The sequence below is a fragment of the Prevotella sp. AM42-24 genome, from assembly GCF_003461825.1.
Taxonomy (GTDB): Bacteria; Bacteroidota; Bacteroidia; order Bacteroidales; family Bacteroidaceae; genus Prevotella; species Prevotella hominis.
The window spans coordinates 32584-46151 of the sequence record NZ_QTXV01000026.1 but is presented as its reverse complement, the minus strand read 5'-3'; the positions used below and the strand labels follow the sequence as shown (position 1 = coordinate 46151).

The 13568-nt window shown below is 38.0% G+C and carries 17 protein-coding genes and 2 pseudogenes; 15 read left to right on the top strand and 4 right to left on the bottom strand.

The genetic code is table 11. The features are described 5' to 3' along the window. Positions 1–115: 115 nt before the first annotated feature. The 4 genes and pseudogenes from DW917_RS09315 to DW917_RS17740 all read left to right on the top strand — a co-directional run. On the top strand, positions 116–1894 hold the full coding sequence (locus tag DW917_RS09315; RefSeq protein ID WP_118118079.1) for a reverse transcriptase domain-containing protein: 1779 nt from the start codon (positions 116–118) through the stop codon (positions 1892–1894). Between the two features lie 106 nt (positions 1895–2000). After that, positions 2001–2369, top strand: coding sequence for an AbiH family protein (locus DW917_RS09310; RefSeq protein WP_118118077.1), 369 nt, complete (start codon positions 2001–2003; stop codon positions 2367–2369). Positions 2370–2783: 414 nt separating this feature from the next. After that, positions 2784–2921 (top strand): hypothetical protein, encoded by a 138-nt coding sequence (locus DW917_RS17225; protein ID WP_158570104.1) that lies wholly within the window; start codon positions 2784–2786, stop codon positions 2919–2921. Beyond that, positions 2879–3037 (top strand): annotated as a pseudogene (locus tag DW917_RS17740) (UDP-glucose 6-dehydrogenase); the annotation flags it as partial. The gene DW917_RS17225 and the pseudogene DW917_RS17740, both read left to right, overlap by 43 nt. On the opposite strand, the gene DW917_RS09300 reads toward DW917_RS17740, so the two are convergent. The 3 genes from DW917_RS09300 to DW917_RS09295 all read right to left on the bottom strand — a co-directional run bounded on the left by DW917_RS09300 (position 3034) and on the right by DW917_RS09295 (position 4477). Beyond that, a complete protein-coding gene (locus DW917_RS09300; protein WP_118118075.1) occupies positions 3034–3558 on the bottom strand; it encodes an N-acetylmuramoyl-L-alanine amidase in 525 nt (174 codons plus the stop codon). The pseudogene DW917_RS17740 and the gene DW917_RS09300 overlap by 4 nt on opposite strands. Before the next feature lie 67 nt (positions 3559–3625). After that, positions 3626–3760: a smalltalk protein gene (locus DW917_RS17220; RefSeq protein ID WP_158570102.1), complete on the bottom strand. Its 135-nt coding sequence runs from the start codon at positions 3758–3760 to the stop codon at positions 3626–3628. 96 nt (positions 3761–3856) lie between these two features. Continuing rightward, positions 3857–4477: an HU family DNA-binding protein gene (locus DW917_RS09295; protein WP_118118073.1), complete on the bottom strand. Its 621-nt coding sequence runs from the start codon at positions 4475–4477 to the stop codon at positions 3857–3859. Between the two features lie 280 nt (positions 4478–4757). Between DW917_RS09295 and DW917_RS09290 the strand changes: the two genes are divergently transcribed. From DW917_RS09290 to DW917_RS09265, 6 genes are all read left to right on the top strand, one after another. Continuing rightward, a complete protein-coding gene (locus tag DW917_RS09290; RefSeq protein ID WP_118118071.1) occupies positions 4758–5198 on the top strand; it encodes a hypothetical protein in 441 nt (146 codons plus the stop codon). A gap of 110 nt (positions 5199–5308) precedes the next feature. After that, on the top strand, positions 5309–6769 hold the full coding sequence (locus DW917_RS09285) for a hypothetical protein (RefSeq protein WP_118118069.1): 1461 nt from the start codon (positions 5309–5311) through the stop codon (positions 6767–6769). A 417-nt stretch (positions 6770–7186) separates the two neighbouring features. Next, positions 7187–7777 (top strand): Panacea domain-containing protein, encoded by a 591-nt coding sequence (locus DW917_RS09280; protein WP_118118067.1) that lies wholly within the window; start codon positions 7187–7189, stop codon positions 7775–7777. Beyond that, positions 7768–8238: a hypothetical protein gene (locus DW917_RS09275; protein WP_118118065.1), complete on the top strand. Its 471-nt coding sequence runs from the start codon at positions 7768–7770 to the stop codon at positions 8236–8238. Before DW917_RS09280 ends, DW917_RS09275 begins: the two co-directional genes overlap by 10 nt. 298 nt (positions 8239–8536) lie before the next feature. Next, the gene (locus DW917_RS09270) at positions 8537–10228 is read left to right on the top strand and encodes a DUF262 domain-containing protein (protein ID WP_118118062.1); all 1692 of its coding nucleotides are present in this window, start codon (positions 8537–8539) and stop codon (positions 10226–10228) included. Positions 10229–10370: 142 nt separating this feature from the next. Further along, the gene (locus DW917_RS09265) at positions 10371–10652 is read left to right on the top strand and encodes a hypothetical protein (protein WP_147344154.1); all 282 of its coding nucleotides are present in this window, start codon (positions 10371–10373) and stop codon (positions 10650–10652) included. 197 nt (positions 10653–10849) lie between these two features. Here the strand turns inward: DW917_RS09265 and DW917_RS09260 are convergent, their stop codons facing one another. Continuing rightward, complete coding sequence (locus DW917_RS09260) at positions 10850–11071, bottom strand: DUF2188 domain-containing protein (protein WP_199545530.1); 222 nt, start codon at positions 11069–11071, stop codon at positions 10850–10852. Positions 11072–11330: 259 nt separating this feature from the next. Here DW917_RS09260 and DW917_RS18080 point away from each other — a divergent pair, with 259 nt between their 5' ends. The 5 genes and pseudogenes from DW917_RS18080 to DW917_RS09240 all read left to right on the top strand — a co-directional run bounded on the left by DW917_RS18080 (position 11331) and on the right by DW917_RS09240 (position 13527). Continuing rightward, positions 11331–11459: a hypothetical protein gene (locus DW917_RS18080; RefSeq protein ID WP_255415329.1), complete on the top strand. Its 129-nt coding sequence runs from the start codon at positions 11331–11333 to the stop codon at positions 11457–11459. A gap of 14 nt (positions 11460–11473) precedes the next feature. Next, on the top strand, positions 11474–11695 hold the full coding sequence (locus DW917_RS09255; RefSeq protein ID WP_118118057.1) for a transposase: 222 nt from the start codon (positions 11474–11476) through the stop codon (positions 11693–11695). A gap of 146 nt (positions 11696–11841) precedes the next feature. After that, positions 11842–11973: pseudogene (locus DW917_RS17735) on the top strand (glycosyltransferase); the annotation flags it as partial. Between the two features lie 38 nt (positions 11974–12011). Continuing rightward, positions 12012–12854, top strand: coding sequence for a glycosyltransferase family 39 protein (locus tag DW917_RS09245; protein ID WP_118118055.1), 843 nt, complete (start codon positions 12012–12014; stop codon positions 12852–12854). After that, positions 12817–13527, top strand: coding sequence for a hypothetical protein (locus DW917_RS09240; protein ID WP_147344153.1), 711 nt, complete (start codon positions 12817–12819; stop codon positions 13525–13527). The genes DW917_RS09245 and DW917_RS09240 overlap by 38 nt, the downstream gene beginning before the upstream one ends. The last annotated feature ends 41 nt before the right edge of the window (positions 13528–13568 follow it).

The following is a 13568-nucleotide window of genomic DNA, read 5'->3' as shown; positions in this document are numbered from 1 at the left end:
CTCTGTGTCATCTTATGAGGGCGGTTGCGGATTTGAGGTAAGACTCTTTCTCTTCTGTATCTTTATACGTGCATAGCATTCTGCTATACATATCGGTTGTCTAACAAATATCTTTATGCCCATGCCAAGTTCTTTTATAACAAGAGATTTAGTTGTTGATAAATTGATTCGGGAGCGCTGTAAGTATGCCGATTCAAAATCCCAAAGAGAAAAAAAAGACGAATTTCTCAGCAAGATCAGTTTATCTGATACAAAGCATAAGGTAACTGAAATTGAAAAAGAAATCAGATCAATGTTTCCGCCAAGAAAACAGTGGTGTGGTTTGGGAAAACAACGTCAATTGCAGGATTCTGTTACCAGAAATATTTGGAAATTGCGATATACCTATCAAAAAGCAAAGAAAAATCATAGTAATGAATTATGGTATTTAAATTTATGTGACTATGCAGATAAGATAGTGAGGATAGTTTCAAGCTCGGGTTTTGGTATCAGACCGCCAAGAGTAAATGTCATAGAGAAGAAAGTTGATAAAGAACACGGAATAATCGAGTGCCGGCCAGTTTGTACATTTAGCCTGAAAATCAAAATTATCCTATCATTATTGAATAAGTATTTGACAAGGATTTTTGATGGCTACTTTTATGATTGCTCGCATGCGTTTAGATTGCCAAATAAGAACAAAAATAATCTTCAACATCTCAATGCTGTAACTCTAATCAGAGATTATAGGTTGTCACACTTGGATCAATCATTATTTGTTGCAGAATGCGATATGCAAAAGTTTTATGATACGATAAGTCATCGTATTATTAAAATGCGCTTTTCTTTGCTATTACATAGAGCAGTTAAAGATAATAAGATATCCAGAGATGAAGCGAAAATAGTTAAGCGTTGGTTCTTTTGGTATATAGATTGTTTTAATTTCTTAGACAATGTATATTGTAAAAACAAGCTGCCCTCATCACATCCTTTTTGGAGGAATATAAAAAATCCTTATGGGTATGAGTGCAGGATCAAATGGTTAAACAATGAGGACTTCGGGGATGGATATAGATCATATGTTAAGATGGCGAGAAAGCGAAAAGGTTTTGTTGGCGTTCCTCAGGGTGGGGCACTCTCTGGGCTGATAGCCAATATAACCATGCACAGTGTAGATAAAGCTGTATATAGTGCAATCAATGATAAAGATGTTTTGTATTGTCGATTTTGTGACGATATGATTTTAATAGGTCCTCAACAGAATGTAGTAAAGGATGTATTTAATGCATATAATCAGGCAGTAATATCAAGTCTTCTTGTTCCACATCCAAATAAAACAATATCATTGGAACATATGAAAGATTTCTGGAAAGGTAAAACAAGAGGACCTTACGAATGGAATGAAAAAGGACATAATGTCTTTCCGTGGATTACATTTGTAGGATTTGATATAAACTGGAAGGGTAATCTTAGAATAAGGGCAGGTTCATTTAAAAGACAGATAGAAAAGCAGAACAAGGTAGCCAATGATTTACTTGTACCTTATGATAAAGGTAAGATTCCTCGATATTGTTCTGCTTCTATAAAGGCAACTTTAGTCAAGAAACTTATTGGCATGAGTGTAGGGCGCATTAACTTGTGGGATTACCAAGATAATAAAAATATTCATAGTTGGATGAGTGCTTTTTCCATTCTTGATGAGAATCCATGGTCGTCAAAACAATTAAGAGAATTGGATAGGCATCGTCAAATTGTAATAGCACGAGCCTGCAAAAAAATATCTAAGATAAGATGTACAAATAAGAAACAAAAAGGTAATACAAGAGATCAACAACGCACTGCCTTTATATATTCGGGAAGTCCCTTCAGTTACTACGGACAGTGCTTTATATATAAAAACAAAAAAAGCAAATAAGCTTTCAGCCTCTAATAGGGTTGGCAGTTTTCAAAAATGACAAATTATGAAACTTATTGGAAATTTAGACACTTTAAAAAGAGATGCGTGATGCTATATATATAGGATGTATAGGGGGGATACACAGTACTTGCCGGAAAATGAGGCTTTAACAAGTGCTGTAGAATCATATTACTCAGACTCAGAAAAGCCTGTAGATAAAATATTGAGAGACAACCAAGTGTATTTTGAATCTTTATCAAATATTGAGATTATATATGTATGGGGAATCTCTTTCTCTAAGGTTGATAAGCCTTATATCAAGAAGATAATTGAGGTGAATGCTGATAAAGCCAACTTGCAATGGTATGTAAGCGCTTATTCTGATACAGATCATGATAGAGCTTTAGACTGTCTTATCTCTTTTGGGATACCAGAATCAAATATACATTTTAAATCAATGGCAGAATTCTTGAAGAGTTCAAGCTTTCATTAGATGTATAACTAGAGTATGGTTAATCATCTTATGATAACTTGATATGGTAGTTGCAGATGCTGGCTAATCATAAGTTAACACTGCTGCAGATATTGAATAAAATAGAATTTATTGATTGTTCAATGTGAGAAACTAATAAGGCGGTCCCATCCCGCAAAAACTGGCGAAGACCTTTGATGGTCCGCCAACCTTAGAGCGTAGCGGTTCTGAGCACCGGAGGGCGGTTACATCCTCTCGTCCCTGAGGGTTTCTGTCCCCTAGAAGGGGAACCGAAGGGGTCGTAAAGACTATTGAAGAGAGGCTTGGTGAGAAAGGTGGAGCCTTCCTTAAGGGTAAGGAAGGACGGGTAGGTTTTCGAAAAAAGCCTTTTTAAATGGTAAAGAAGGACGGGTTGATTTTAGAAAAAATACTATTATGGCAGATAAACAAGTTTTAGAGCGAATGCTCTCAATGCTCCCTGAAGAGTTTCAAGACATTTACTATGATACGATACCAGAGGCAAAGGAGATACGCTCGAAGATGGTAGTACTTTCTTCGGAAGTAAGGTTGTGAATGATATGAACATATTCAAGGCACAGAGCCATGCGATTATAGCCAACCGCTATGACCCGTGCCTTGACGATGTAGAGGATAAGGTATATACACGAGATATATTTAGGAGAGACTAAATATCCTCAATGTAACCGAAGATATGATTAGCATCCAGACAAGGACACTCCTTCGGTGTAGTGCCAGGCAAGTCACGATGCCCCACAATCTTCGCTTTCGGGAACAGTTTATGAAGCCTCGTCAAGACATCAACGATTCTTTCCGTCTGCTCAGGCGTACGAGTATCGCATGGTTTACCATGTTCATCCAAACCACCCTCATAGCAGATGCCGATAGAACAACGGTTATACGGTCTCGCATGTGCCCCCACTTCGAGCAAGAAGCGATGCTGCGTCATGGTCCCATCCTTTCGGATATAAAAGTGGTAGCCGATGTCATAGAAACCACGGCTCTTATGGTCACGTCGAAGCTGTTCCACACTATAGTCTTGATTGCGTCGTGTAGCCGAGCAATGCAACACCAAGAATCTCACGGAGTCGGCAGACATCATCATCTTGCCGTCCTCCACTTTAGAGAGGAGTGCCCGTTCATTCCGCACCATCTCCTCCCCAATACTCAAAGGAAATTTCTCATTAATCATCCTCATTTCTAATTTGTAATTTCTCATTAAGGTAGTCCATTTCTAATTTCTCATTTCTAACTTCTCATTAAACGAAGTTTGCACAAGAACTTACTCCTAATGCTGTCAGTGCAGCAATAAGCGCCTGAACAACAGCATTCACGATCGAAACCCAAGAAATCTTCTTGGAACCATTGTTAGGATTTTCATTTTGATTACTCATGTATAGATAGAATTAAAAGTGAAACATCATTTTGAAAATAAGAATTTGTTAGCGGTAGCCGCACCCGACACGAAGTCGGGCACGGCACGGCATTTACTAAAGCTCGTTGTCTTCACCTGTTCCGCTATCGGTGTTGCCAGAGTTTTCGCTGCCCTCACTACCGGATGGAGTGTTGCCACCGGAAGGAGCGCCTCCTGTAGGAGTATCACCTCCATCGCCCGATGGCTTGTTGTCACCATTGCCAGAAGAGGTAGGCTTCTTCTTAGCAGCTTCCAAATCGACAGTCTTCTCATTCGCCTTTTCAGCCTTGAGAACAGCAGCTTGTGCCGCACGGCTTGCCACAAGAGAGAACTCCGCTTTTGGACGAAGATCCATCAAATCGATTCCTGGATTGAAGTTGATGTTCACCTCCTTGATGTTGTCTTCGGTAAACTTGTCGAGCGACTCCGCACCCTCGCAACTGATGGAGAGGCTAAAGATACCAAACTCACCGAGTTTAATTTTGTTGCCGTTGAGCAGTTGCTCCACCAAGCAGTCGCACATGTCCGACAAGATGGCTTTCACCAAACCACGGCTGTAGCCGGCATTGTGTGAGGCGATGTGTTTGCAGAACTTGTTCAAGTCCCAGATTTCACGCACTTGGTTCTTGGCATACGCCTTAGGAGCCTCCTCCGGTTTGATAGGATTCCCCATCATGTAAATAGAATACTCAATCATAATTGATCCTTTCTTTTAAAATTGTGAATACTAAAGTTTGTCAGCTACTCCAAACATCGAATGTCGAGTGCCCTGGGTATCGAATTCATCACTCATCACTCTTCGTTCTTCGTTTAAGCTGATGCAAAGGTACGACATTCAGAAGGCGAAATCAATTCTATGGAAAGGCGTTGAAAAACGTTGAATATCTATTGAAAAATATGAAGAGAATCAAGAAGCTATCATAGGCAGCAAGTCATTTTTTACTTTTTTACCCTTTTACTTTTTTACCTTTTATAATATGGCAGATGTAACTTTCAACATATACGGAGGCAACAACCAAATCCTCCCCAATGCAACAAAGGCAGAGCAAAACTTCTTTGGCGACCAGTTCGCAGAGGAGAAGCTTGCCAAGGATGGCGAAGCACCTCAACCTCTCACCGAGGAAGAACAGGCTTTGTCTATATATATAAATAAGGTGGAATCCTTGCGAGGCTATATCACCCTCCTCCGCTCCTGCAAGACTGCGAGAGATTTGGGCGAGGTGGTGGCAACCATGCGCCAGCAAGAGCCGTCCCTCACGGATGAACTCATCGTCAAGCAGAGTTTCATCTCCCTCCTCCTTCCCTTTGTACCCACATGGGAAAAGGGACAGACCATTGACAACATCCGAGTGGCAATCAATAGCGCTTGGGCAACTCGCAAGAAAACTCTTCGCCAGTCAGGGCGACAAATCCCCTGAAAAAAAGTATCCTAAGATACATGGACAAGTATCTTAAGATACATCGCTAAGTATCCTAAGATACTTTGGAAAGTAACTTAAGCATCCTACTAATAAATGAAATCTTGAAAATGGCAGATACATCATTTGATATCAATAACGGAGTCAATCAAATCGCTCCCAACGCAATGACCCAACAGCAGATTTTCTATGGCGATCAGTTTGCCCGGAAAATATTGGGGAGTAAAGAAGAACCATTCACATTGGTTGTGCTTGGTGCAGGAGTAGATGCTACCATGGGACTTCCGACATCAGCAGACCTCATACCTCGCATTGTCGATTTCTTGGAAACCGATGAAGGCAAGACGCTTGATGCTATTTTGCGCAATGCCATAGGCAGAGTACATTTCCACTTTGACAAATTTGTGAGTACAGCCATCGACCGCTTGGCAAAGGACTTGGACAGGGAAATCGTTTCCATTTGCCATAATGTCAACGACGAACTTGCCAACAATGCAAGCCTTGATGAATCACAACGCAAGTTGGGGATGCTTATCGTTCGCCTTTTCAAGAAAGTGTTGGACTTCAAGAAGGGAGCAGAGATAGATGCCGAGACCATGAACTTGATAGAAGAGGTGTTTGATACAGTAGTAAAAGATGACAGCATCATAGATTTGAGCCACCTCAACTATACCGACACATTCAAGAACATCATAGTGGAAATACTTCAGAAGAGCATCCATGAGTCGAACAATCCCATCTTGCGCCACATCTACAAGAATATGCTCGATATAGAGCAATTGCTCTCACAATATTTCTATGGCTTTTACACTGGTCAGACCAGTTATATCCGCGACTATCTATACATATCCTGGATTCTTTGGGCATACTTGGTAAGCGAAGAACATCGAAAGGCGCAAGAGGATGTGGCTGTAGAGAATAAAGACCACCACAGCATTTATGAACAGCTGGAAGGCAAAGACTGTCAAGTCATCACTTTCAATTATACATCGTATGCTTCCCAAGCCTCTTCGACTGCGCTGTATTTCCATGGATCACTCAAAGAGTATGTAGATGTAGAGAACAAGAACGATTTTCAGCATGAAGACTTAGCGACCATTGATATAGAAGATTTCTTTAAGAATCAGCTTGCCGCAGAGATAAGTTTCGATCCTGATCACAAGTCTATACCCATTCCATCCTTCTTGCCACCATTAAAATTACGCCCTGTCATTTCCAAGCATTACATTGATACATGGTATCATGCTTCTCAGATGGTGCTGCGTGCAAGTAAGATAATCATTCTTGGTTATTCATTCTCATCTGCTGACAACTATTTCTGTGAAATGTTGCGAGAGAACCACGACGCACAAATCATCATTATCGACAAGAACATGGAGACAACAAGTCGTAATGTGTGTCGCGTACTCCAGTTGGATGCCCATCGTTATTCCAAGCAAATAAAGGATGGAAATGAGGTACGCAAATATAATAATCGAGTGACTATCATTGGTACCGATTTATTGACAGTAGAATTATCTACCTACCTTCCAATCCCTTCTATTTCAAAGGAAATGGGTCAAAGAATATAAAAGAACCATCTAATCACCCCCTTCAGCAATGCCGTCCACATCCCGCAATCAGCTGTTTGCGTCCTTGCTTTGAGCCAGCCTTCAGCAAGGCGGTCCCATCCCGCATAAGAAATATGGCGAGGGCTCTGATGCCTCGCCAACCTTAAAGCGCAGTGGTTAAGAGCGACAGGAGGAGCGGTTACATCCCTTGCCCTTTTGGAAAGGGCGAGGGCTTGGGAGTGGGTTAAGGACCCCCTCTTCGCAAGAGGGGGACAGGGAAGTCGAAAAAATTATGATAACAACAAGAATAGAACCACCATTACTGCCCCGATCATTTATACAGATTTACCTACGGAATAAGATACGTTAAAATCCGATAAATCCTTGGCGGTTTAGTAATAAAGTTGTATCTTTGTCAAATTCAAGAAGAATAAGACAATGAAAACAAAAGATCAAATATTAAAGATTAAGGCTGTGGTGCTTTACATTCTGAAGGCATTTCCAGAAGGAGTGGATTATATCCACCTCTTCAAGGTAATGTATTTTGCCCAGCAGAATCAGCTGAAAGAGTATGGCTTGCCAATCGTCTATGATACTTTTGTGGCAAGAAAGCATGGACCAGTTCCAACGTTGACCTATAAGGTCTTGCGTGGTGTAGAAGGAAAGACCGAACTTTCTTCAGAATTGAAAGACTTTGCCACTTCTTTGGATATTGAACTATCTAAGGAAGGTCATCAACTTATTTTGGCTTCAAAGAATGCAGTTTGTGATATGGACGAACTTTCAGTTGCAGACGTCAAGATGCTTGATAAGTGGATTGACAAATGTAAGGATGTAGATTCTTTTGACTTGTCGGACAAGTCCCACGAGGATAAAGCTTGGAAACGAGCGAAGCGTCAAGCAGACAAAACGGGTGAGGACACCAAGATTACTATGTATGACATGGCTGATGCTGCTGGTGCCAGCAAGGCTATGTTGGCAGTTATCCGTGAGCGCCAGTCTGTTCAAAAGGCTTTGGCATGGATTTAAGGGAACTACAAAAGGCTTATCTCGACAATCTTCGTCAAGTTACAGAAGAGAAGTTGGAGATAGGTTCATTAATCAGAACCATCATTTCTGTTGACGAGGGTTTGGTGTTTAAGGATGGAAGAAAGCAGAAGCCAAAGAAGTTGGTTATTATAGGAGTTGATAAGTTAAAGAAGGTTTGTTATGGTTCTGTTTTGGTAAATACCAAGATGAGTCCTAAATCAGCCTATTCTGCCTCATTTCTCTCTGCCCAGTATCTCCTTCATCAGACCGATTACCCTGAATTCTTGAAGTATGACAGTTATGTGGATTGTGGTATGCTTTTTTCCATTCCGTTGGAGAAACTCATGGAAGGAGAGTACTTCGGCTCCCTGACCGATTCAGACCTTCAAGGCATTTTTGATATTCTCAAAACAACTGAGACTCTTACGAACAAGGAAAAAAAGAGATTCGGTATTATTTAGTAAGGTCTTTGTCATAATGATGTATTATGAAAGATGGGGATAAGGACTATAAGTCTATGCTTCTATGTTACTATGTTGAGAAATCCGATGAGGTGAAGGAGTGCGCTCAGGCAATCCTTCATCCTAAAAGATAATGCAAACGAGCGCAATGAAAGCTGGCTTTCAAATTGCCGAGTGCAGCTTATCTTATGCAAAAACGATACAAAATATATTTTAAAAAACTGATAGGTGTAACTACTTGTAAAACAGTGGGGACGCTGTATTGGTGATATACTGTACAATTTAAAACATTAATATTATGTCATTTGATGCAAAACCACTTCAGATAAAAAGCTTGTTTACCAAGCATATATTTACGATTCCTCGCAATCAGCGTAGATATGTTTGGAATAAAGAAAACTGGTCAGAACTTTATGAGGACTTGAAGTTCTTAATAGAAAACAAAAAGGGTGATGCTATTCCTGGTCATTTTCTAGGCAGCTTTGTTCTTCAAAAGAAAAAAGAAGATAATGATGTTACATATTTTGAAATAATAGATGGGCAGCAACGTTCTATAACTATCGTACTCTTCTTGGCTGCGATTATGCAGTATTTCAAGGAGTATGATATGAAGGACTTTTTTGATGGTTGCCGTGATTTCTTAAAGGTGAAGGATGCTGTTAGCAAAGAGCATTGTGTTATAGAAACCGATTATTATGATGCAATTGAGAAAATCGTAGATAATGTTTGCGATTGGGAAAATCGGATTTCTGACGTTAATAAGTTCATAAAAACAATATCGGTAGGTAATATCAATTCAAAATTTGCTGACTGTTTCCTATATTTCTATAAGCTCTTGCAAAGTCAATCAAAAGATTTTGTGTGGAATGTGAGACGTGCTTTAGCTGATGCAAAATACATTCATATACAAGCTGACAACAATGAGGATTCATATACAATATTTGAAATTTTGAATGCCCGAGGAATGGCATTGGAGGATTTTGAACTTATCAAAAATTTTATCATGCGTTATATCTTGCCGCAAGAAGAAACCATGGTAGATAGGGTAAAGGAGTTGTGGAAGGAGAAAATAGAGAATCCTTTGAGCACGAATATCTCAAAATTCTTTCAGCATTATGCTAAGCATAAGTACAGAATGGACATTAATCAAAAAGATGTATTCAATTTGATTAAAAAGACAGCACGTAAGAATGTAAATGACTTCTTCGATGATTTATTGTTGAAAGCAGGTTATTATAAGCTAATTATCTCTCCTGGAGACACGGAGACATCGGATAATCTTTCTGAAATAGAGAATTTTGTTTTTTCTTTTTTGCGAAAGAAGCGAGCAATACAGTTTAGACCAATACTCATGAGCTTGATGCATTTGAAGGAAATTGGAGATTTGACAGAAGAAGCTTATAATGAAGTTTTGTTGTTTATATATAGATTCTTTGTTTGTTACAATATTATTGGAGAAGAAAAATCTAATAAGCTAGAGGATGTTATACGAAAATATGCTCCTCTTATAGAAAATGAATTCTCGGAGCAGGTGATAGACGAATTTGAGGAAAGTTTGAAAAAGAGAATTCCTGATTTCAATACTTTTCAAAATGCATTTAGGAACATAGGATGGTCAAATCATAATACTTTCTATAAAGACTCAAAACTCAAAAATCGAGTTGTAATAGTATTGGAACTAATTGAGTCCTATGAGTCAAGATGCCAGGATGTTCATTCTTTTACCATAGAGCATATAATTCCAGATTCATCAAATAATCCTGAAGCTTATAACATAGGTAATTTGATACCTTTGGAAGAATGGATTAATAAAGGTTTGAAAGACAAGCCAATAGACGAAAAGGTTCAAGCTTATAGAGATTCAGGCTTTAAGATGGCACGAAATATCGCTGGTTATTATTCATCTAACTTTGATCCAATAAAGCGGAATATACTTATGGCAAAGAAAATATATCATGATATATTAAAACTTGATTTGCCGGATGAATAAAAAAGTAAAATGCACTTTGCAAAATGCTCTTTATAATGGTCATGTTGCTATACACAAACCGAGGCATATTTATGTAGGGAGCGGAATGCATAATCGTAATCAGTTGAAAGGCATAAATGATTGGAATAATCCGAGAACTACAATGCCTAGTAACTCAAACTCGGATCCTGATGACTTTCGGCGAGAGCGGCAGATTAGAAGAATAGCGAAGTATCGCAATAATTGTTATTTTGTTGGCAGTCCGGAATCAGGTGTGCGTTTTGCTCGCCTGATATCCCACTTTGCCAATATCCGTAAGCACAATTTGGATCCTGTGGAGTATCTTTGTGATGTGTTCCGCAGGATCAAGAAAACGGCAAAGGACAAATTGGTAGACTTACTCGCTCATAGATGGCAGCTGGCTACTGTTACTGCTTGGGCATAAAATCAAATGATTTTTCTTAAAAGATAATAAAAGGCATTCATTTTATGGCTTAACGTACCTAAAGTGACCGCTTACGAATAAATATAAAAATGTCATGGCGATATATCGCCATGACACATCCTAATTTTAAACACTTTGTGACAATCTTACCCTATCACAATGGGTATCTTCTCTAAAGCGGAGAGAATGCTAAGGTTTTAACCTCTTGGTGGGAATGGGTCATTACCGTGTGAATCTCGCTCTCTGATTCTGCCGTGTCTGTCATGAATAAACAATTCTGATTGTTGATTCCTTGAAATGTTGCGAGCTGCGTCTATGGCATCACGCTGGCGGTCAAAAATCTGGGTGTATTTTGAGTTTCCTTCACCCTTAATTCCCCATTTGTCACCTGTCGGGACTACATGTTGGTTTCTCCCCATAATTAACACCTCCTTTCTGTGTTAGGATTTAGACACATATGTCTCAACACATAATATGCATAAACAAAATTCGTACCATGTGTAAAATATGAACAAGTGTATATGCCATTAATTTTGAGGAAAAGTGCAAGGTGACATATTGTCATTTAAACCCAATGATTCTGTCATTATGGCTGTAATGTAAGTATTCGGTGAAAGCCGTATTGTGCGCCTAAATAAAGTTTCGTACCTTTGCATCGTTAATTTAAATATTCTAATTATGGTACAAGGTAAGAAACAATTAAACAGTAAGCCAAAGTTCGCCGAGGGTGTAATCGGTGATAATGAGGCGAAGGCTATGCGTGAGTCTGATGTAGACAAAAAAGCGGAGTTAAGACCGAACAGATAGCCTCTCTTGTCAGAATGATATTTACTCAAAAGCGTGAGCGGGTAGTCTTTAGTAAGGAAGAACGTGAAACCATCTATGATAAGCTGACCAATTATATAGACATCCTAGATATGCCTTTGGACAACAATGATAGCGAACGCCTGATCCGTGACATGGTGATGGGTAAGAAGGCTTATATACTCTTCTTCCTGAGTTCTGGGAAGATGAGGGACAATAAAAATGAATTTCAAATTTAGTCAAATTAAGGTATAACCTCCATTAGCTTGTACTGATGGAGGACTAAACTTTGTATTCTTGTCTCAAAATTAGAAAAATGATGCCGCCGTGCAAAGTTACAATATTATTTTGAGATATGCAATACGGCGTTGAGCGGATACTTACTATGCTTTCTATATGGTTTTGTTCTGGTTGTGTATTAATGGGATTAGGCATAGTTGGCGAATATATAGGAAAAATATATATTGAGACAAAAGAGCGACCAAGATATAATATAGAATCTATACTGATGGATTAGTCTAAATAAATATTTAATTTGAAATTAATAAAAAAAATATGAAATTGAATCTTAAACAAGACAGATCATTGATGTCATACATTATAGTATCTGTAATTGCAATTTTGTGGAATTTGATGACTATAGGTCATTCTTTGCCGTGGTGTGACGAGGTTATGCTATTAGATACTAATGCTACTATGCATTATTATGGAGAATGGGCAACAACTGCTTATAATGATTACGGACAAGGAACCAGACCATTCAATGTATATATGCCACTTTATAATTGGTTGATGTACATTTGGATTTCAATTTTTGGATTTTCCATGTTGGTCATACGTACATTTAATCTTGTCTTTGCTTTTATGTTAGGCTGGGCATTATTACATTTAGCAAAACTAATTAACAGACAAAATTTCTCTAAAATTACAGTTATACTATATGCACTTTGTTTTTGGTGTACTGATATAATGATGGTGATTTATCGTATGTCACGGCCAGAGATGGTTGGTTCTTTAATGACTGTAATTTTTGCAATATACTTATATAAGACTCTTACATCTGAGCATAAGTATATATGGCAAATGATTTTATTTGCTGCTTTAAGCATATTAGCAGGAATACAATCTGCTCTTTATATAGTGCTTGGATTAATATTTGTTGCATTTTTCTTCAGACCCTTGAATCGATTGATAACACCATCTATTTGTTGTGTGATAGGACTTTGTTTAGGATTCTTGGCTGCTTTATTACATATGATTTATTTCCAAGAAGGACGTGCTTTTATAATTTGCATAATGAATAGTTCTGCAGTTATTATGAAAATCTGGGGGGGGCATCAGAAGTATAATATATCCTTTGTTGGGAAAAGAGATTACTCCATTAGGAATTCCTGTTAGTAATGAAGGTGATATTTCATTAATAGAAAAAATAATGGGAATATTTGCTTATTTAGGTGCTTCAGTTCTATTTATTTTAAATATATTTTTGATTATTTCCAATAGGGTATGGAAAAATATTCAAGAATATAAAATGCCAGTTTTATGCTTTTTGTTTTCTATATTTGTTGTTATAGGGTATAATTTAGCTGGCAGATATACAAGTTATTATAAATGGACAGCTATTTTACCGATGCTTCTTGGTCTCCTACTTTGGTCAAGAAATGTCAAACAAAAGATCAATACGGCAATAATAGGTATAACTTCACTAATCCTTTTAGTTGCGTTTGTCATTAAATATCCCTTGTATGGAGAAACTCCATGTGATAGGATTAAGGCTTTTGTAGAGAAACAAAATTTTAAACCAACTGATAGAATTGCAGCTCCATTCTGTACATTCTATGCATTAAAGCCAACAAATAGATTTACTTATTTTTATCAGATATATCCTCAAAATTTAATAGGTGATGTTGATTATATTATTATTCCAACTTCTGATAAAGAGTATAGCTATAATAAGGCTGGTATGAATAAATATCTAAATGAAAAACAAAAAGATACAAGATTATGCGTTGAAAAAATTGATTTTTCACTTAATCCAAATATAGCTTTATATAAGATTACAAAAAAATAGCAGTCCATATTTAAAGCTAATACAGCTACTTTTTAGGGCTT